The sequence below is a fragment of the Serratia sp. CY47280 genome, assembly GCF_052168655.1.
GTDB classification, from domain to species: domain Bacteria; phylum Pseudomonadota; class Gammaproteobacteria; order Enterobacterales; family Enterobacteriaceae; genus Serratia; species Serratia bockelmannii.
Map to the genome: position 1 here is coordinate 303738 of NZ_JBJNMG010000004.1, position 19700 is coordinate 323437.

General features: G+C 59.9%; 19 protein-coding genes. 16 read left to right on the forward strand and 3 right to left on the reverse strand.

Features of this window, described 5'->3' with window-relative positions; all coding sequences use genetic code 11:
• The first annotated feature begins 64 nt into the window (after positions 1-64).
• Positions 65-2353: a 5-methyltetrahydropteroyltriglutamate--homocysteine S-methyltransferase gene (gene metE / locus ACJ8J4_RS18340; protein WP_072070321.1), complete on the forward strand. Its 2289-nt coding sequence runs from the start codon at positions 65-67 to the stop codon at positions 2351-2353.
• Between the two features lie 84 nt (positions 2354-2437).
• On the opposite strand, the gene ACJ8J4_RS18345 is transcribed toward metE, so the two are convergent.
• On the reverse strand, positions 2438-3265 hold the full coding sequence (locus ACJ8J4_RS18345; RefSeq protein ID WP_025304915.1) for a dienelactone hydrolase family protein: 828 nt from the start codon (positions 3263-3265) through the stop codon (positions 2438-2440).
• Between the two features lie 489 nt (positions 3266-3754).
• Between ACJ8J4_RS18345 and udp the strand changes: the two genes are divergently transcribed.
• The 12 genes from udp to hemB all read left to right on the forward strand — a co-directional run bounded on the left by udp (position 3755) and on the right by hemB (position 14515).
• Positions 3755-4516 (forward strand): uridine phosphorylase, encoded by a 762-nt coding sequence (gene udp, locus ACJ8J4_RS18350; RefSeq protein WP_004934432.1) that lies wholly within the window; start codon positions 3755-3757, stop codon positions 4514-4516.
• Positions 4517-4810: 294 nt separating this feature from the next.
• Entirely contained in the window at positions 4811-5593 is a 783-nt protein-coding gene (locus ACJ8J4_RS18355) for a tyrosine-protein phosphatase (protein ID WP_049209368.1), read from the forward strand.
• A 79-nt stretch (positions 5594-5672) separates the two neighbouring features.
• The gene (locus tag ACJ8J4_RS18360; RefSeq protein WP_004934438.1) at positions 5673-6203 is read left to right on the forward strand and encodes a DedA family protein; all 531 of its coding nucleotides are present in this window, start codon (positions 5673-5675) and stop codon (positions 6201-6203) included.
• A gap of 140 nt (positions 6204-6343) precedes the next feature.
• The gene (gene rmuC / locus ACJ8J4_RS18365; protein WP_049209369.1) at positions 6344-7891 is read left to right on the forward strand and encodes a DNA recombination protein RmuC; all 1548 of its coding nucleotides are present in this window, start codon (positions 6344-6346) and stop codon (positions 7889-7891) included.
• A 78-nt stretch (positions 7892-7969) separates the two neighbouring features.
• Complete coding sequence (gene ubiE, locus ACJ8J4_RS18370; protein WP_025304918.1) at positions 7970-8725, forward strand: bifunctional demethylmenaquinone methyltransferase/2-methoxy-6-polyprenyl-1,4-benzoquinol methylase UbiE; 756 nt, start codon at positions 7970-7972, stop codon at positions 8723-8725.
• A gap of 13 nt (positions 8726-8738) precedes the next feature.
• Entirely contained in the window at positions 8739-9347 is a 609-nt protein-coding gene (gene ubiJ / locus ACJ8J4_RS18375; RefSeq protein ID WP_025304919.1) for a ubiquinone biosynthesis protein UbiJ, read from the forward strand.
• On the forward strand, positions 9344-10975 hold the full coding sequence (ubiB, locus tag ACJ8J4_RS18380) for a ubiquinone biosynthesis regulatory protein kinase UbiB (RefSeq protein WP_025304920.1): 1632 nt from the start codon (positions 9344-9346) through the stop codon (positions 10973-10975). Before ubiJ ends, ubiB begins: the two co-directional genes overlap by 4 nt.
• An 80-nt stretch (positions 10976-11055) precedes the next feature.
• A complete protein-coding gene (tatA, locus tag ACJ8J4_RS18385; RefSeq protein WP_004934452.1) occupies positions 11056-11319 on the forward strand; it encodes a Sec-independent protein translocase subunit TatA in 264 nt (87 codons plus the stop codon).
• A gap of 3 nt (positions 11320-11322) precedes the next feature.
• Entirely contained in the window at positions 11323-11868 is a 546-nt protein-coding gene (gene tatB / locus ACJ8J4_RS18390) for a Sec-independent protein translocase protein TatB (protein WP_025304921.1), read from the forward strand.
• A gap of 3 nt (positions 11869-11871) precedes the next feature.
• Positions 11872-12642, forward strand: a complete 771-nt coding sequence (gene tatC, locus ACJ8J4_RS18395) for a Sec-independent protein translocase subunit TatC (protein ID WP_004934456.1) — start codon at positions 11872-11874, stop codon at positions 12640-12642.
• 53 nt (positions 12643-12695) lie between these two features.
• Positions 12696-13478, forward strand: a complete 783-nt coding sequence (gene tatD / locus ACJ8J4_RS18400) for a 3'-5' ssDNA/RNA exonuclease TatD (RefSeq protein ID WP_049209372.1) — start codon at positions 12696-12698, stop codon at positions 13476-13478.
• Positions 13479-13492: 14 nt separating this feature from the next.
• Positions 13493-14515, forward strand: a complete 1023-nt coding sequence (gene hemB, locus ACJ8J4_RS18405; RefSeq protein ID WP_025304923.1) for a porphobilinogen synthase — start codon at positions 13493-13495, stop codon at positions 14513-14515.
• Between the two features lie 45 nt (positions 14516-14560).
• Here the strand turns inward: hemB and rfaH are convergent, their stop codons facing one another.
• On the reverse strand, positions 14561-15049 hold the full coding sequence (gene rfaH / locus ACJ8J4_RS18410; RefSeq protein ID WP_025304924.1) for a transcription/translation regulatory transformer protein RfaH: 489 nt from the start codon (positions 15047-15049) through the stop codon (positions 14561-14563).
• Between the two features lie 246 nt (positions 15050-15295).
• Here rfaH and pepE point away from each other — a divergent pair, with 246 nt between their 5' ends.
• The 3 genes from pepE to fre all read left to right on the forward strand — a co-directional run bounded on the left by pepE (position 15296) and on the right by fre (position 18356).
• On the forward strand, positions 15296-16021 hold the full coding sequence (gene pepE, locus ACJ8J4_RS18415) for a dipeptidase PepE (protein ID WP_049209370.1): 726 nt from the start codon (positions 15296-15298) through the stop codon (positions 16019-16021).
• An 86-nt stretch (positions 16022-16107) separates the two neighbouring features.
• On the forward strand, positions 16108-17604 hold the full coding sequence (gene ubiD, locus ACJ8J4_RS18420; RefSeq protein ID WP_025304926.1) for a 4-hydroxy-3-polyprenylbenzoate decarboxylase: 1497 nt from the start codon (positions 16108-16110) through the stop codon (positions 17602-17604).
• 50 nt (positions 17605-17654) lie between these two features.
• Positions 17655-18356, forward strand: a complete 702-nt coding sequence (gene fre / locus ACJ8J4_RS18425) for an NAD(P)H-flavin reductase (RefSeq protein WP_025304927.1) — start codon at positions 17655-17657, stop codon at positions 18354-18356.
• A 172-nt stretch (positions 18357-18528) separates the two neighbouring features.
• Here the strand turns inward: fre and fadA are convergent, their stop codons facing one another.
• On the reverse strand, positions 18529-19692 hold the full coding sequence (gene fadA, locus ACJ8J4_RS18430; RefSeq protein ID WP_025304928.1) for an acetyl-CoA C-acyltransferase FadA: 1164 nt from the start codon (positions 19690-19692) through the stop codon (positions 18529-18531).
• Between the last annotated feature and the right edge of the window lie 8 nt (positions 19693-19700).

Consider the following 19700-nt stretch of genomic DNA (forward strand, 5'->3'; position numbering starts at 1 on the left):
AAATTGCGCTTGTGGTTAATACAGTACCTGCTGATTATGGATGTGTAAACATCTGGACGGCTAAATGGGGAATATGACGATGGCAATTTTGAATCACACACTGGGTTTTCCTCGCGTTGGGCTACGACGTGAGCTGAAAAAAGCTCAGGAAAGCTACTGGGCAGGCAACTCAACGCAGGAAGAGCTGTTGGCGGTTGGCCGCGAGCTGCGCGCTCGTCATTGGCAACAGCAACAGCAGGCCGGGGTGGATTTGGTGCCGGTCGGCGATTTCGCCTGGTACGATCATGTGTTGACCACCAGCCTGCTGCTGGGCAACGTGCCGGCGCGCCATCAGAATGCGGATGGCTCGATCGATTTGGACACGCTGTTCCGCATCGGCCGTGGCCGCGCACCGACCGGCGAGCCGGCGGCCGCGGCGGAAATGACCAAATGGTTTAACACCAACTATCACTACATGGTGCCCGAATTCCAGCAAGGCCAGCAGTTCAAACTGGGCTGGACTCAGCTGTTGGACGAAGTGGATGAAGCGCTGGCGCTCGGCCATCGCATCAAGCCGGTGCTGCTTGGCCCGGTGACTTATCTGTGGTTAGGGAAAGTGAAGGGCGAGCCGTTCGACCGCCTGTCGCTGCTGAAAGAGATCCTGCCGGTTTACCAGCAGGTGCTGGCCGAGCTGGCGAAGCGCGGCGTCGAGTGGGTGCAAATTGACGAGCCTGCGCTGGTGCTGGAGCTGCCGCAAGCCTGGCTGGACGCGTTCAAACCGGCTTACGACGCGCTGCAGGGGCAGGTGAAGCTGCTGTTGACCACGTATTTCGACAGCGTAGGCCACAACCTCGACACCATTCGCACGCTGCCGGTGCAGGGGCTGCATGTCGATCTGGTCGCCGGTCATGACGATATCGCCACGCTGAGCGCCGCATTGCCGCAAGACTGGCTGCTGTCGCTGGGGGTGATCAACGGCCGCAACGTTTGGCGCGCCGATCTGAGCCGCTGGTTTGAACGTCTGCAGCCGCTGGTGGGCACCCGCCCGCTGTGGATTGGCTCCTCCTGTTCACTGCTGCACAGTCCGATCGACCTGAGCGTGGAAAGCCGTCTGGACGAAGAAGTGAAAAGCTGGTTCGCCTTCGCGCTGCAAAAATGCGCCGAGCTGGCGCTATTAAGCTCGGCGCTGAACGCGCCTGACACGACGAAACAGGCTGAACTGGACGCCTACAGCGCGCCGATCCGCGCCCGCCGTCAGTCGAGCCGCGTGCATAACCCACAGGTTGAGCGCCGGCTGGCCGCGATCACCGCGCAGGACAGCGAACGCCACAGCGCTTACGCCGAGCGCGCCAGGGCGCAGCGCGAGCGTTTCAACCTGCCGGCCTGGCCGACCACCACCATCGGTTCGTTCCCGCAGACCACCGAGATCCGCGGCCTGCGTCTGGACTTCAAACAGGGCCGTTTGGACGGCAACAACTACCGCACCAGCATCGGTGAGCACATCAAACAGGCGATCGTCGAGCAGGAGCGCCTCGGGCTTGACGTACTGGTGCACGGTGAAGCCGAGCGCAATGACATGGTGGAATATTTCGGCGAGAACCTGGACGGCTTCGTGTTTACCCAGAATGGCTGGGTGCAGAGCTACGGCTCCCGCTGCGTGAAGCCGCCGGTCATCATCGGTGACGTCAGCCGCCCGGAAGCCATCACCGTCGAATGGGCCAAATTCGCCCAGTCGCTGACCGACAAGCCGGTAAAAGGCATGTTGACCGGGCCGGTGACCATCCTGTGCTGGTCGTTCCCGCGTGAAGACGTGACCCGCGAAGTGATCGCCAAGCAGATTGCGCTGGCGCTGCGCGACGAGGTGGAAGATCTGGAAAAAGCCGGTATCGGCATCATCCAGATCGACGAGCCTGCGCTGCGCGAGGGGCTGCCGCTGCGCCAATCCGACTGGGCCGCCTACCTGAATTGGGCGGTGGACGCCTTCAAACTGAATGCCGCCGTGGCGCAGGATGACACCCAGATCCACACCCACATGTGTTACTGCGAGTTCAACGACATCATGGACTCCATCGCCGCGCTGGACGCCGATGTGATCACTATCGAGACCTCGCGTTCCGATATGGATCTGCTGGAAGCCTTCAAAGAGTTCGAATACCCGAACGAAATCGGGCCGGGTGTCTACGATATCCACTCGCCGAACGTGCCGAGCGTGGAATGGATTGAAGCGTTGCTGCGTAAAGCGGCGCAGAACATCCCGGCGGAACGCCTGTGGGTCAATCCGGATTGCGGCCTGAAAACCCGTGGCTGGCCGGAAACCCGGCAGTCGCTGGCCAACATGGTATTGGCGGCACAGCGCCTGCGCGAGCACGCGTGATGCCGTGCGGCGGGTAAACCGCCGCTTATAGATTTACTGGTGTGATGATTGGGCGCTTCGGCGCCCTTTTTTATGCGCGGGAAATTATTTGACGCCGTGCTGGGCGAACCACGCCAGCATGCGCTGCCAGCCGTCCTCCGCCGCTTCGGCGTTGTAGCTGGGGCGATAGTCGGCGTTGAATGCGTGCCCGACGCCAGGATATACCACGATTTCGGCCTCGGCGTTGGCGGCGCGGATCGCCTGACGCATGGTTTCCACCGTCTCCAGCGGAATGCCGCTGTCCTGCCCGCCATACAGCCCCAGCACCGGCGTTGACAGGTGGGTGGCGACATCGACCGGATGCTTCGGTGAATTCAGCGTTTTCTCGCCGACCAGTTTGCCGTACCAGGCGACCGCCGCCTTCAACTGCGGGTTGTGCGCCGCGTACAGCCAGGTAATGCGGCCGCCCCAGCAGAAACCGGTGATCGCCAGCTTGCCGGCGTCGCCGCCGTGGCGGATAGCCCAGTGCGCGGCGTGATCCAGATCCGACAGCACCTGACGATCCGGCACCTTGGTCACCAACTGCTGGAACAGTTCGCCGATATCGGTGTAGTCGTTGGCGTCGCCCTGACGGAAATAGAGCTCGGGCGCGATTGCCAGATAGCCCTGCTTGGCCAGGCGACGGCACAGATCCTGAATGTGCTCATGGACGCCGAAGATTTCCTGTACCACCAGCACGATGGGGAAGGGGCCGTTATGGTCGGCGGGTTTGGCGACATAGGCCGGCAGCGCGTCGCCCTGAGAAGGGATGGTCGTTTGCCCGGCGTGAATGCCCTGTTCGTCGGTGATAATCGCGGAGGCGGCCAACGGCGCGGCGGCCGGGGCGAATCCCCCCTGAGCCTGTTCTAATGTCATCACATGTTCGGTTTTCATTGCGGTCTCCGTGCAATAGAAAAAAGCGCTGAGATTAACTATAGGAAAGATTACCCATTATTGGCGCTGCGTGGCGCACTTTCGGACAAGTCGATAAAAAACGGCTAATTATCTGGCTTTGCGGCATTTTTAAGCGCTTTTTATCATGTTATTACGCGTTTTGGCCCACGTAAGTGCCATAAGGTGCGTTAGAGGGCTTTTTTGTCCCTAAGCAACCGATAAGATGGGGGTATTTCGAATTGATGAGCTAAATAGTTTCAGTCGGCAACCAACGGGCAGGGAGCGGCAAGGTTTGTCGGCTAGACTGAGATTTAGCGGTGCGTTCTGGATGCGTCATAGTGATTTTTTTCGTGATAAAAATCACAAAAAATATGTAGCATGTGATTTGTTTCTCTTTTCATAGTGACTATCGTCACGAAATTAAGCGGCGATTTTCAGTAGAGTGCTTTTTTGTTCCTCCCAATAAACATGATCCATGAGGAGTCTCGTATGTCTCAGTCTGATGTTTTTCATCTCGGCCTCACCAAGAACGATTTACAAGGGGCCCAGCTTGCCATCGTGCCGGGCGATCCGCAGCGCGTAGAGAAGATTGCCAAGCTGATGGAAAATCCGGTGCATCTGGCCTCCCATCGTGAATTCACCACCTGGCGCGCAGAGCTGGACGGCAAGGCGGTGATCGTCTGCTCCACCGGTATCGGCGGCCCGTCTACCTCTATCGCGGTGGAAGAGCTGGCGCAGCTGGGCATTCGCACCTTCCTGCGCATCGGCACCACCGGCGCCATTCAGGCCAATATCAACGTCGGTGACGTGCTGGTGACTACGGCGGCGGTACGCCTCGACGGTGCCAGCCTGCACTTTGCGCCGATGGAGTTTCCGGCGGTCGCGGACTTCGCCTGCACCACTGCGCTGGTGGAAGCGGCCAAGGCCAGCGGCGCGACCACCCACATTGGCGTGACCGCCTCTTCCGATACTTTCTACCCGGGCCAGGAACGTTACGACACCTACTCCGGCCGCGTGGTCAGCCGTTTTAAAGGCTCGATGGAAGAGTGGCAGGCGATGGGCGTGATGAACTATGAAATGGAATCCGCCACGCTGCTGACCATGTGCGCCAGCCAGGGCCTGCGCGCCGGCATGGTGGCTGGGGTGATCGTTAACCGCACCCAGCAAGAGATCCCGAACGCCGAAACCATGAAAAACACGGAAAGCAAAGCGGTGCAGATCGTGGTGGATGCCGCCCGCCGTCTGCTGTAATCACCTTCCCTCAACGGGCCGCTGACGCGGCCCGTTGAGGTTGATGACAAACCTCATGCCATTGCCGGGTTTGCAAAGAGCTGCGGATAACAAACAGGGAAAATCAATTCATTGATTTTCGGCTGATGACCACAAAGGAGGAAAAACCGCGTTTTTTCCTCCTTTGTCAACGAACTGAACGGGCCGCTGACGCGGCCCGTTTTTCCATTCGCGGCGAATCTGTTACGGTGATACTCCTCAGCGCTGCGCCGATGGCTGCCGCGCGTTGTCATAACAAAAACAACGAGGACGTTTATGACCGCCCAGATCCTGCTTCATCCTTCGCTTGCGCCGCTCGACGGTGGCATCAATTTCCGCGACTTCGGTGGCAACGGCGTGGCCGACGGGCGCCGCATCAAACGCGGCCTGCTGTTCCGCTCCGGTTCTCTCGAGCGGCTGACGGAAAACGACTGTACTTTCCTCGCTGGAGTGCCGGTACGTTCCGTGCTGGACTACCGCGATGCCGACGAGGTGCAGGCCAAACCGGATATTCTGTGGAATGGCGCCGACTATCACCACGTGCCGGCTAACCCGCTGAGCAGCGAAGTTAACGCCAACCTGGAAAAGCTCACCAACGAAACGCTGGCCGCTTTCGACGCCCGGGCGTTCATGCTGGAGCTGTATCGCCGCCTGCCGTTCGGCAATGCGGCCTATCAGCGGCTGGCGCAGCTGTTGAGCAACCCTGGCGGCGGCGCGATCGTGCAGCACTGCGCGGTCGGCAAGGATCGCACTGGCGTCGGTTCGGCGCTGGTGCTGTTCGCGCTGGGCGCCGACGAAGCGACGGTGCTGGAAGACTATCTGCTGACTGAAACCACGCTGGCCACTTTCCGCGAGCAGATGCTGGATCAGCTGTCTATCAAGCTGAATGCGGCGGCGCTGGAGCAATTCGCCTACGTGCTCAGCGCGCGCGAGGAGTTCCTGATGACGGCGCTGGGCTGCATCCGTCAGCAATACGGCTCCACTGACCGCTGGCTGGAAGCGGAATACGGCCTGGGCGCGGCCCAGCGCGAAGCGCTGCAGGCGTTTTACCTCGAGTAAATTACCGCGTGTTTAGCCGGGGTTTAACTCGCCCCGGCTTATCCTAGGCGGCGAACCATCGCGTATCAGGAGCCCTGCATTGAGCCTCAATGACGTTATCAACTGGGTCAGCGACGTCGTGCGTCAGCACGAAGGCTGGGCCATTCCCATCATCTTCTTCCTGGCGTTCGGTGAGTCGCTGGCGTTTTTGTCGCTGCTGCTGCCGGCCACGGTGATCCTGCTGGCGCTGGGCGCGCTGATCGGCGAAAGCGGCATCGCCTTTTGGCCGATTTGGGCCGCCGCCGCCGCCGGGGCGTTTTTCGGCGACTGGCTCTCTTACTGGATCGGCTATCACTATCAGGATCGCGTGGCCCATATGTGGCCACTGTCGCGCAATCCGCAGCTGCTGGCGCGCGGCCATGCCTTCTTTGAGCGCTGGGGCGTGCTGGGCATTTTCATCGGCCGCTTTTTCGGCCCGCTGCGCGCCGTGGTGCCGCTGGTGGGCGGCATTTGCGGCATGCCGCAGCGCTATTTCCAACTGGCCAACGTCACGTCGGCGATGATCTGGGCGTTCGGCATTCTGGCGCCGGGGGCATTCGGCATCAAGTGGCTCAGCCAGTGGCTGGGCTGATTTCTCGCTAAATTGCGTAGCGCCGCGCAATATTGTGCGCGGCGGGCAAAATCAGGCTGGACATCCATACAGCCTCCCCTTAACGTGACGGGCAATGGGCGTGCGAAACGCCGGAACGGCAAGGTGCAACAGGAGGCAGGGTGGATACCAGTCTGATTTATGGGATTGGCGGCGTCGCGATCGGCATGCTGTTGGGGTGGCTGATCGCCAGTCTGCGGGTGCAGCAGACGAATGCGCAACATGAAACCGAACTGCGGTTGCTGGAGCAAGCATTGCAGCAGGCGCAGCAGGAAACGGCCGTGCGGCAGGATACCCTGCAGCGTCACGAGCAGCAGTTGCGCCAGAGCGAGCTGGAGCTGCGCAACCTGCACAGCCAGCTGGCGGCCGGACATGAGAAGCTGCAACAGCTCAATCATTGGCGCAACGAATGCGAGCTGCTCAATCAGGAGCTGCGCGCTCAGCGCGAGGTTAACAGCGCGCAGGAGGCCGAGCTGCGCGAAGTCACCATCCGTCTGGAAGAGACGCGTATGGCGGCGGAGGAGAAGCAACGCCTGCTGATCAACAGCGAACAGCGCCTCACCACCCAGTTTGAAAATCTCGCCAACCGCATTTTTGAACACAGCGGCCGCAAGGTGGACGAGCAAAATAAGCAAAGCCTGGATCGTTTACTGCTGCCGCTGCGCGAACAGCTGGACGGTTTCCGCCGCCAGGTTCAGGACAGCTTTGGCCAGGAGGCGCGGGAGCGCCACACGCTGACGCACGAGATACGCAATCTGCAGCAGTTGAACGCGCAGATGGCACGCGAGGCGATCAACCTCACCAAGGCGCTGAAAGGCGACAACAAAACGCAGGGCAACTGGGGCGAGGTGGTGCTGAGCCGGGTGCTGGAAGCCTCTGGCCTGCGCGAAGGGCATGAGTATGAAACGCAGGTCAACGTGCGGGTGGATCACCAGAGCCGCATGCAGCCCGATGTGATCGTACGCCTGCCGCAGGGCAAGGATGTGGTGATCGACGCCAAGATGTCGCTGATCGCCTACGAGCGCTATTTCAACGGCGAGGATGAGGCGGAGCGCGAGGCGGCGCTGAGCGAACATATCGCCTCGCTGCGCGGCCACATCCGCATGCTGGGCCGCAAGGACTATCAGCAACTGCCGGGGCTGCGCTCGCTGGACTATGTGCTGATGTTCATTCCGGTCGAGCCCGCCTTCCTGCTGGCTATCGATCGCGAGCCGGAGTTGATCAGCGAAGCGCTCAAGCACAACATCATGCTGGTCAGCCCGACCACGCTGCTGGTGGCGCTGCGTACCATCACCAACCTGTGGCGTTATGAGCATCAGAGCCAAAATGCCCAGCGCATCGCCGATCGCGCGGCGAAACTGTATGACAAGATGCGGCTGTTCGTGGACGATATGTCCGCGCTGGGGCAGAGCCTGGACAAGGCGCAGGGCAGTTATCGTCAGGCGATGAACAAACTGAGCGAAGGCCGTGGTAATCTTATCGGCCAAATTGAAGGTTTCCGCGCGCTGGGGGTTGAGGTCAAACGGCCGATCAACCCGCTGCTGGCGCAGCAAGCCGGCGCGCAACACGATGACGCGGAAGAGGCGAACGACGATGATGTCGCCGCGCTGCCGCAGACGAAAGACGATGACGATACCGCCGGGGAGCCGGGCTTCGTTTCGCACGGCTGAGGCCGTGGCGAGGTGGGGTATTCCCCAGGCTTCTGGTACACTCATCAACACAAAATTGACTGAATAGCAGGCAGGACAATGGCAGATCAACCGCAGGAAACCACCGATTTCGGTTTTCGCACCGTCGCTAGAGACGAAAAACAGGCCATGGTGGCGGACGTTTTTCATTCGGTAGCGGCAAAGTATGACGTGATGAACGACCTGATGTCGTTCGGCATCCACCGTATCTGGAAGCGTTTCACCATTGACTGCAGCGGCGTGCGCCGTGGGCAGCGCGTGCTGGATCTGGCCGGCGGTACCGGCGACCTGGCGGCCAAGTTCTCCCGCATGGTCGGCGAGCAGGGGCAGGTGGTGCTGGCGGACATCAACGATTCGATGCTGAAGATGGGGCGCGAGAAGCTGCGCGATCGCGGCATCGTCGGCAATATCAATTACGTGCAGGCCAACGCCGAGGCGTTGCCGTTCCCGGATAACTACTTCGATTGCATCACCATCTCCTTTGGCCTGCGTAACGTGACCGACAAAGACAAAGCGCTGCGCTCGATGTTCCGCGTGCTGAAGCCGGGCGGGCGCCTGTTGGTGCTGGAATTCTCCAAGCCGCTGCTGGCTCCGCTGAGCAAGGCTTATGATGCCTACTCCTTCCATGTGTTGCCGAAGATTGGCGAGCTGGTGGTGAAAGATCCGGACAGTTACCGTTACCTGGCGGAATCGATCCGTATGCACCCCGATCAGGAAACCCTGAAAGGCATGATGGGCAACGCCGGTTTTGAAAACGTCACCTATTTCAACCTGACCGGTGGGATTGTCGCCCTGCATCGCGGCTTCAAGTTCTGAGAGGGAGATGCCGATGCTGTTTACCCCTCTGCTGACCGGTGCGCTGGAAACCTCGCTGAATAACCTGCTGTTTCGCGATCGCAGCATGAAAGCCGCTCGCCAACGCCTGGCGGGCAAGGTGCTGCGCATCGAACTGGAAGAGTTGGCTTCACCGCTGGTGCTGGTGTTCAGCGAACTGCGTGTGGACGTGCTGGGGCAGTCTGAAGACAGTGCCGATTGCACCGTGCGCAGCCGCATTCCCGCCTTACTGAAGCTGCGCGATCGCCAGCAGTTGCCAGTGCTGATGCGCAGCGGCGAATTGACGGTGGAAGGCGATATTCAGGTGGTGCAACAGCTGGTTGGCCTGCTCGATCTGGCGGAGTGGGATCCGGCGGAATGGCTGGCACCTTATATCGGCGATATCGCCGCTCAGGGCATTACGCAGGCGCTGGGCAAAGGCGCTTCGTTACTCAAGGCCGGATTGATGCGTCGGCAGCAAGACATGGCTGAGGCGCTGACTGAAGAGTGGCGTCTGGCGCCGGGGCCGCTGGAAGTGGTGTGGTTCAATGAAGAAGTGGATGCGCTCGCCCGCGGCGCGGAAGCGCTGATTGCCCGCATGGATAAGTTGGAGGGCAAGCGATGACCCCAGGCGAACTGCGTCGTTTGTATTTTATCGTCCGCGTTTTTCTCAGCTATGGGCTGGACGAGCTGATCCCGACAATGCGTTTGACGCTGCCGCTGCGCTTCGGCCGCCGGCTGCTGTTCTGGATGCCTAATCGGCACAAGGACAAACCGCTGGGCGAACGTCTGCGGCTGGCGCTGCAGGAATTGGGGCCAGTCTGGATCAAGTTCGGCCAGATGATGTCGACCCGCCGCGATCTGTTCCCGCCGCACATTGCCGATCAGCTGACGCTGCTGCAGGATCGGGTGGCGCCTTTCGACGGTGCGCTGGCGCGCAAGCATATCGAGCTGGCGATGGGCGGCCCGCTGGAAGCCTGGTTCGACGACTTCGATCAGCAGCCGCTGGCCTCTGCCTCGATCGCGCAGGTGCATACTGCGCGGTTGAAAACCACCGGCCAGGAAGTGGTGCTGAAGGTGATCCGGCCGGATATCGGGCCGATTATCAAAGCCGATGTGCGCTTGATGTACCGGCTGGCCGGTTGGGTGCCGAAGCTGTTGCCGGACGGCCGCCGCCTGCGTCCGCGCGAAGTGGTACGCGAGTACGAGAAAACCCTGCTGGACGAATTGAATCTGCTGCGTGAAGCGGCCAACGCCATTCAGCTGCGTCGCAATTTCGACGGCAGCCCGATGCTGTACGTGCCTGAAGTCTACTCCGACTACTGCCGCGAAAGCGTGTTGGTGATGGAGCGTATCTACGGCATTCCGGTCTCGGACATCGCCACGCTGGAGCAGCAGGGCACCAACATGAAACTGTTGGCGGAACGTGGCGTTCAGGTGTTCTTTACCCAGGTCTTCCGCGACAGCTTCTTCCATGCGGACATGCATCCCGGTAATATTTTCGTCAGCTACGAACATCCGGAAGATCCCTGCTACATCGGCATCGACTGCGGCATCGTGGGTTCGTTGAACAAGGATGACAAACGCTATCTGGCGGAAAACTTCATCGCCTTCTTCAACCGCGATTACCGCAAGGTGGCGGAACTGCACGTCGACTCCGGTTGGGTGCCGCGTGACACCAACGTGGAAGATTTCGAATTCGCCATCCGTACCGTGTGCGAACCGATTTTCGAGAAGCCGCTGGCGGAGATTTCCTTCGGCAACGTGCTGCTGAATCTGTTTAACACCGCGCGCCGCTTCAATATGGAAGTGCAGCCACAGCTGGTGTTATTGCAGAAGACCTTGCTGTATGTTGAAGGGCTGGGGCGTCAGCTCTACCCGCAGCTGGATCTGTGGACCACCGCCAAGCCGTTCCTCGAGAGCTGGCTGCGCGATCAGGTCGGCATTCCCGCCGTGGTGCGTGCGTTGAAAGAGAAAGCGCCGTTCTGGGCGGAGAAACTGCCCGAACTGCCCGAGCTGTTTTACGACAGCCTGCAGCAGCATAAACTGTTGCAACAAAGCGTTGATAAGCTGACCAACCAGATGCAGGCTCAGCGGGTTCGTCAGGGGCAGTCACGTTATTTGTTCGGCGTTGGCGCTACACTGTTGGTAAGCGGCACGCTGTTGCTGCTGGGGCAAATCGAGGTGTTTCCCGCCTGGATGATGGCCGCCGGCATCGTATGCTGGGTGATTGGCTGGAAGCGAACCACCTGATTTAATTCGTTACTCTGGTAAAGTCGGCTCTATAATGCGGGCTGGCTTTAAAAGACCCTTTAAAATTAGAGGTAATTAAAATGGGCGGTATTAGTATTACGCAATTGTTGATCATCGCAGTGATCGTGGTGCTGCTGTTCGGTACCAAAAAACTGCGCACGCTGGGCTCCGATCTCGGCGCCTCGATCAAGGGCTTCAAAAAAGCGATCGGTGACGATACGCCGTCGACCCCCAATACGGCTGAAAAAAGCAGCCTGGATGATGCTGACTTCTCGGCCAAGCCTATTACCGATAAGCAGCCGGAAGTGAAACCGGAAGAGTCGAAGAACAAAGAGCAGGTATAAACCGTGTTTGACATTGGGTTTAGTGAGCTGCTGCTGGTGCTGGTGATCGGCCTGGTTGTTCTGGGGCCGGAACGCTTGCCGGTTGCGGTCAGAACGGTATCGGGCTGGATCCGCGCGCTGCGCTCGCTGGCGGCCTCGGTGCAGCACGAACTGTCTCAGGAGCTGAAGCTGCAGGAGCTGCAGGACAGCCTGAAAAAAGCCGAACAGGCCGGCCTGCAGAACCTGACGCCGGAGTTGAAGGCGTCGATGGATGAGCTGAAAGACGCGACGGAATCTTTGAAACGCACCTACCGGGGCGAGAAAGAAGAGCTGGCGAACACCATTCATAACCCGCAGGCCATCGATCCGGAAGCTTTGCACGACGGCGTGACGCCGGCGGAAGCGGCAACCAGCGCCAGCGCGCCCGCCGCGGTGCCTAAACCGGCAGTGGAACCTGAAGCCGTCGTGGCGGCGCAACCGGCTAAAGCGCCGGTGGAAACCGTGCCTGCTCCTGTCGAACCTGTTGCGGATAAAACCCCAGCGTCTCACCAACCTAGTGGCGATCGTTAATACATGGCTGTTGAAGATACCCAACCCCTTATCAGTCACCTGATAGAGCTGCGCAAGCGGCTGCTTAACTCGATTATTTGCGTGCTGGCGGTGTTCGTGGTGCTGGTGTTTTTCGCCAACGACATCTACCAGCTGGTCTCTGCGCCGCTGCTCAAGCAGCTGCCGGCCGGAGCGAGCATGATCGCTACCGACGTGGCGTCGCCGTTCTTTACGCCGATCAAGCTGACCATGATCGTCTCGGTGTTCGTCTCTGCGCCGATGATCCTGTATCAGGTGTGGGCATTCATCGCGCCGGCGCTGTACAAGCATGAACGCCGCCTGATGATGCCGCTGCTGGTGTCCAGCAGCCTGTTGTTCTACCTCGGCATGGCTTTCGCCTACTTCATCGTGTTCCCGCTGGCCTTCGGTTTCTTCGCCAAGACCGCGCCAATGGGGGTGACCATTGCGACCGATATCAAAAACTACCTCGATTTCGTCATGGCGCTGTTTATGGCGTTTGGCGTCGCTTTCGAAGTGCCGGTCGCCATCATTCTGCTGTGCTGGAGTGGCGTCACCTCGCCGGAAGATCTGAAGAAGAAACGGCCGTATGTGTTGGTTGGCGCGTTTGTGGTCGGCATGTTGTTGACGCCGCCGGACGTGTTCTCGCAAACCCTGTTGGCGATACCGATGTATCTGCTGTTTGAAGTGGGGGTGTTCTTCGCTCGCTTCTATACCGGAAAACGTCGTCCACAGGCGGAAGAAGAAGACGAGGGTGACGAACCCCCTGCCCCCTGATCCATCTTGATTGCTAAGCCGCCCATTGGGCGGCTTTTGCTTTGGAAAAAACCATGTTTGATATCGGCGTTAACCTCACCAGCAGCCAATTCGCCAAAGACCGCGAGACCGTGGTGGAGCGCGCTCGCACGGCGGGTGTTACCGGGATGTTGATTACCGGCACCGATCTGCCTGAGAGCCGCGAGGCCGCCAAACTGGCGCAGCAGCATGCGGGCTATTGCTGGTCCACCGCCGGTGTGCATCCGCATAACGCCAGCAGCTGGGATGAACACAGCGCCGAGCAGATTTATGCCCTGGCCGCCGGCCCAGAAGTGGTGGCGATCGGTGAATGCGGTCTGGATTTCAACCGCAACTTCTCGACGCCGGAGCAGCAGGAAGCGGCGTTCATTGCGCAACTGGCGCTGGCAGCGGAGTTGGCATTGCCGGTGTTTCTTCATTGCCGCGACGCACACGCACGTTTTGCCGAGCTACTGACGCCGTGGTTGGATAAACTGCCCGCGGCCGTGGTGCACTGCTTCACCGGCACCGCCGAAGAATTAGCAAGCTGCCTGTCGCTAGGCCTGTCGATCGGGATTACCGGTTGGGTCTGCGACGAGCGGCGCGGCCTGGAGTTGCGTGCCCTGTTGCCGCAGATCCCGGCCGAGCGTCTGCTGCTGGAAACGGACGCCCCTTATCTGTTGCCCCGGGATTTACAGCCTAAACCCGCATCTCGCCGCAACGAACCCTGTTTCCTGCCCCATATCGTGCATCAGGTCGCCGTCTGGCGACAGGAAGAGCCGCAATGGCTGGGGCAAAAAACCGATGAGAACGCCCGCCGGCTATTCCGGCTGGTTTGAGCTAGGAGAAAACTATGAGCTATGCATTTCCGGGTACCTTCCCTGGTCGTCGTATGCGCCGCGTGCGCCGTCATGACTTCAGCCGCCGCCTGGTCGCCGAGAACCAACTGACGGTCAATGACCTGATTTATCCGGTGTTTGTCATGGAAGGCAGTAACCGCCAGGAAGAAGTGGCCTCGATGCCGGGCGTATCGCGCATGACGATCGATCTGCTGATTAAGGAAGCGGAAACCATCGCCAAACTCGGCGTGCCGGTGATCTCCCTGTTCCCTGTGATCGAGCCGGGTCTGAAATCGCTGCATGCGGAAGAAGCCTATAACCCAGAAGGGCTGGTACAGCGCACGGTGCGCGCGCTGAAAGACGCGGTGCCTGAGCTGGGCATTCTGACCGACGTCGCGCTCGATCCCTACACCACCCACGGGCAGGACGGAGTGATCGATGAGCAGGGCTACGTGATTAACGACGTGACCAAAGACATTCTGGTGCGTCAGGCGCTGTCTCATGCCGAAGCAGGCGCAGAAATCGTGGCGCCGAGCGACATGATGGACGGCCGTATCGGGGCGATCCGCGATCGTCTGGAACTGCAGGGTTTGGTGAATACCCAGATTATGGCCTACTCCGCCAAGTATGCTTCCTGCTACTACGGTCCGTTCCGCGATGCGCTGGGTTCCAGCGGCAACCTGAAGGGCGGCAACAAAAAAACCTATCAGATGGATCCGGCCAACAGTGACGAAGCGCTGCAGGAGATTGCGCAGGATCTGCAGGAAGGTGCGGACATGGTGATGGTGAAACCGGGCATGCCTTACCTGGACGTGGTGCGCCGCGTGAAGGATACCTTCGGTGTGCCGACTTTCGCTTATCAAGTGTCCGGCGAGTACGCCATGCACATGGCGGCGATTCAGAACGGCTGGCTGCAGGAGCAACCTGCGGTGATGGAGTCGTTGATGTGCTTCAAACGCGCCGGCGCCGACGGCGTGCTGACCTACTTCGCCAAGCGTGTCGCCCAGTGGCTGCACGACGACGCGATGCGCCGCTAAGCGGAACATGAGCCAACAAAAAGGCGCCTGAGGGCGCCTTTTGCATTACATCTTCTGGAACTGTCGGTTGTCGATGCTTTGACTGACCTGCTTGTTGATCAGGTTCAGCAACAACATGGAACGCGCCTCGCCGTCCGGCTCGGTGTAGATCGCCTGCAGCCCTTCGAACACGCCGTCGACGATCAGAACGGTATCCCCCGGCTGTGGGGTTTCCGGATCGACATAGGTTTCGCAGGCGTGCGTGCGCAGTTCATCGATCACCTTGCTCGGGATGACGCTCGGCAACGTGCCGAAACGCACGAAGTGGCTGACGCCACGGGTAGCGCTGATGGTGGTGGTGTGAATGCGCTCCGGGTCGAACTCCACAAACAGATAGTTGGGAAACAGGGGTTCGCTGACCGCGATGCGCTTACCACGCACGATCTTTTCCAGCGTGATGATCGGGCTGAGGCAGTTTACCTGCTGCCGCTCCAGATGTTCCTGCGCTCGCAACAGCTGACCGCGTTTGCAATAAAGTAGATACCAGGATTCCATAGTTTCACATGCCTTTCTGCCAGCCGGTAAGCATATCAAAAGCTATTCCGGATACATAGTGATGCAAGTTTCAGCGTGTAACATCACCTATCTCTATGAATCTGCGGCTATTAGCGAGGGGTCACACACTTATCGATACGGCGCTGGTATAACAGAGGGCTAAAAATTTGTTACCGTCACAGTATGGCAAGGCGTTGCGCTACCGGCTGTGACGCTATTCATCGTTTTCGACCGAGGGAGAAAGAAATGGAGCTGTTTCTGTTGAGCAACGGCAAGCTGTCTGGTGAAGCCGAGCTGCTGGGGTACGCTAAAAGCCAACTGCTGGCGATGATTGCGCGTCGTGGCATCAAATCCGCCGTCTTTATCCCTTACGCCCTGATCCGTTACGACTACGACCAGCGTGCGCAGGAACTGGCGCAAACGCTGGGCATCGAAGTCACCAGCATCCACCACGCCGCTTCACCGGCGGCGGCGATCGCGCAGGCGGAATGCATTTTGGTCAGCGGCGGCAATACCTGGTTGCTGAACCAAATGCTGCATGAGCAAGGCCTGATCGTGCCTATCCAGCGCGCGGTGCGCGAGCGTGAAGTGCCTTACGTCGGCTGGAGCGCCGGTTGCAATGTGGCCACGCCGAGCATTCGCACCACCAATGACATGCCGGTGCGCTGCAGCGTGGTGCTGTCGGCGCTGGGGCTGTTCCCGGTACAGATCAACCCGCATTACATCGACGCGCACATCAGCGGCCACATGGGCGAAACCCGTGACGAGCGCCTGGCGGAGTTCTGCGCGATCAACCCGAGCGAATCGGTGGTGGCGCTGCGGGAAGGCAGCCTGCTGCATGTTGAAGGCAATGCGCTGCGTTACTTCTGCGCTAATGGGCAGGGCTTCAAGGTGTTCCGCCATGGCGAGGAGACGCGCGAATATCAGGATACGCGCGCGCTGGCTGCGCTGGTGCCGTTCAACTGCGGCTGAGAGCCACCCGGCAGCGGGCGGCGTTAACAAAATTGCAGCAACAACCGTGAAGAGGGCTTATAATGCCCTCCCCACAGGCCGTTATAATGATCAGCATGAAATACCGTGACTTACGCGATTTCCTCTCGTTGCTGGAGAAGAGAGGGGAACTAAAACGCATCAGCCAGCCGATCGATCCTTACCTGGAAATGACGGAGATTGCCGATCGCACCCTGCGGGCAGGCGGCCCGGCATTGCTGTTTGAAAACCCGAAAGGGTACGACATGCCGGTGCTGTGCAACCTGTTCGGCACCGCCAATCGCGTGGCGATGGGCATGGGGCAGGAAGACATCAGCGCGCTGCGCGAAGTCGGCAAACTGCTGGCGTTTCTCAAAGAACCGGAGCCACCGAAAGGCTTCCGCGATCTGTTCGACAAAATGCCGAAGTTCAAGCAGGTGCTGAACATGCCGACCAAGGTGCTGGGGTCCGCGCCTTGTCAGGAGCAGGTATGGCAGGGTGAGGATGTCGATCTGGGCCGTATTCCGGTGATGCACTGCTGGCCGGAAGACGCCGCGCCGCTGATCACCTGGGGGCTGACGGTGACCCGTGGCCCGCATAAGGAACGGCAAAACCTCGGCATCTATCGTCAGCAGGTGCTGGGTAAGAATAAAGTGATCATGCGCTGGCTGTCGCATCGCGGCGGCGCGCTGGATTATCAGGAGTGGTGCCAGGCGCACCCGGGTGAGCGTTTCCCGGTTGCGGTGGCGCTGGGTGCCGATCCCGCCACTATCCTCGGTGCGGTCACGCCGGTGCCGGATACCCTGTCTGAATATGCCTTTGCCGGGCTGCTGCGCGGCAATAAAACCGAAGTGGTCAAGTGTCTTTCCAACGATCTGGAAGTGCCAGCCAGCGCCGAAATCGTGCTGGAAGGTTATATCGAGCCGGGTGAAATGGCGCCGGAAGGCCCCTACGGCGACCACACCGGTTACTACAATGAAATCGACCAGTTCCCGGTGTTCACCGTCACCCACATCACCCAGCGCCGCAACGCCATCTACCACTCGACCTATACCGGCCGCCCGCCGGATGAGCCGGCGATCCTGGGCGTGGCGCTGAATGAAGTGTTCGTGCCGATCCTGCAAAAACAGTTCCCGGAAATCGTCGATTTCTATCTGCCGCCGGAAGGGTGCTCGTACCGCCTGGCGGTAGTGACCATGAAAAAACAGTACGCCGGCCATGCGAAACGCGTGATGATGGGCGTCTGGTCGTTCCTGCGGCAGTTTATGTACACCAAATTTGTTATCGTCTGCGATGACGACGTCAATGCGCGCGACTGGAACGACGTAATTTGGGCGATCACCACACGAATGGATCCGGCAAGGGATACCGTTCTGGTGGAGAATACGCCGATCGACTATCTGGACTTCGCCTCGCCGGTTTCCGGTCTGGGTTCGAAGATGGGGCTGGACGCCACCAATAAATGGCCGGGTGAAACCGATCGCGAATGGGGCCGTCCGATTCAGATGGATGAAAAGGTACGTGCGCGCGTCGACGAAATCTGGGATGAGCTCGCAATCTTCAGTGACAGGGAACCGACGCTGTAGCGTCAGGCCCTGTTCTCAGCTTTGCATTGATGACCCGACAGAGGGAACGCATGACAATATTGAGCTGTAAAGTGACCTCGGTAGAGGCCATTACCGATACGGTTTATCGGGTACGTCTGGTGCCCGAGCAGCCGTTTTCTTTCAAGGCAGGGCAATATCTGATGGTGGTGATGGACGAGCGCGACAAGCGCCCGTTCTCGCTGGCATCAACCCCGACGCAGCAAGAGTACATCGAGCTGCATATCGGTGCTTCGGAGCTGAATCTGTACGCCATGGCGGTGATGGATCGCATCCTGAAAGAGCAGGCGATCACCGTTGACGTGCCGCACGGCGACGCCTGGCTGCGGGAAGAGGGCAGCCGTCCGCTGGTGCTGATCGCCGGCGGCACCGGTTTCTCTTACGCGCGTTCAATCTTGTTGACCGCGCTGGAGCAGCAGCCCGATCGCGACATTTCAATCTACTGGGGCGGGCGTGAGCTGAAGCACCTGTACGATTTGAGCGAGCTGGAAGCGCTGTCGTTGCAGCATCCGAATCTGAAGGTGATCCCGGTGGTCGAGCAGCCGGAAGCCGAATGGCGCGGCCGCAGCGGCACCGTGCTCAGCGCGGTGCTGCAGGATTTCGGTACGCTGGCGGAGCACGACATCTACATCGCCGGGCGTTTCGAGATGGCGAAAATCGCCCGCGAGCGTTTCTGCGCCGAACGCGGCGCGCAGGAAGCGCATATGTTTGGCGACGCGTTTTCGTTTATCTGACCGAGGCGATACGCAGTGAACGGGGTGGCCGAGGGTCGCCCCGTTTTTATTTGGGCGCCGGCAAACTTCAGGCATAAAAAACCCGCCCCTGACAGGCGGGAAGAACGGCAACTAAACTTGGCGGGATGCCGCGATTTGAAGTGGTGACGCGGTCATCCCAAGATAGACACAGCTAAACGCGTTCAAATACGGTGGCGATGCCCTGGCCTAGGCCGATGCACATGGTCGCCAGACCGAACTGTGCGTCGCGACGTTCCATGTTGTTCAACAGGGTGGTCGAGATGCGGGAGCCTGAACAGCCCAGCGGGTGGCCGAGCGCGATGGCGCCGCCGTTCAGGTTGATCTTGTCGTCGATACTGTCCATCAGCCCCAGATCTTTGATGCACGGCAGCGACTGGGCGGCGAACGCTTCGTTCAGTTCGAACAGATCGATGTCCTGCACGCTCAGACCGGCGCGTTTCAGCGCCAGCTTGCTGGCCGGCACCGGGCCGTAGCCCATGATGGAAGGATCGCAGCCGACGACCGCCATCGAGCGAATGCGGGCGCGGGCCTTCAAACCGAGCGCTTTGGCGCGCGACTCGCTCATCAGCAGCATGGCGGAAGCGCCGTCCGACAGGGCGGAAGAACTGCCAGCGGTGACGGTGCCGTTGACCGGATCGAACGCCGGACGCAGGGCCGACAGGCTTTCGACGGTGGTTTCCGGGCGAATGACTTCATCGAAATCGTAACGGGTCAGCACGCCGTCGGCGTCGTGGCCGTTGGTCGGAATGATCTCGTTTTTGAAGTAACCCGCCAGCGTCGCTGCATGTGCGCGCTGGTGGGAGCGGGCAGCAAACTCATCCTGCATCTGGCGGCTGATGTTGTGCATCTTGGCCAGCATTTCGGCGGTCAGCCCCATCATCCCGGCGGCTTTTGCCACGCTGCGGCTCAGCCCCGGATGGAAATCCACGCCGTGGTTCATCGGCACATGGCCCATGTGTTCCACGCCGCCGATCAGGCTGACGTGTGCGTCGCCAACCATGATGGCGCGCGCCGCGTCGTGCAATGCCTGCATCGAAGAGCCGCACAGGCGGTTGACGGTCACCGCCGGCACGCGGTGCGGGATTTCGGCCAGCAGTGCGGCGTTGCGGGCGATGTTGAAGCCTTGCTCCAGCGTCTGCTGCACGCAGCCCCAGTAAATGTCATCGATCTCGGCGGCGTCCAGCGCCGGGTTACGGCTCAACACTTCACGCATCAGGTGAGCGGAGAGATCTTCGGCGCGCACCTGGCGGAAGGCGCCGCCCTTGGAGCGGCCCATCGGCGTGCGTACGGCATCAACAATAACTACGTTTTCCATCTTTATGA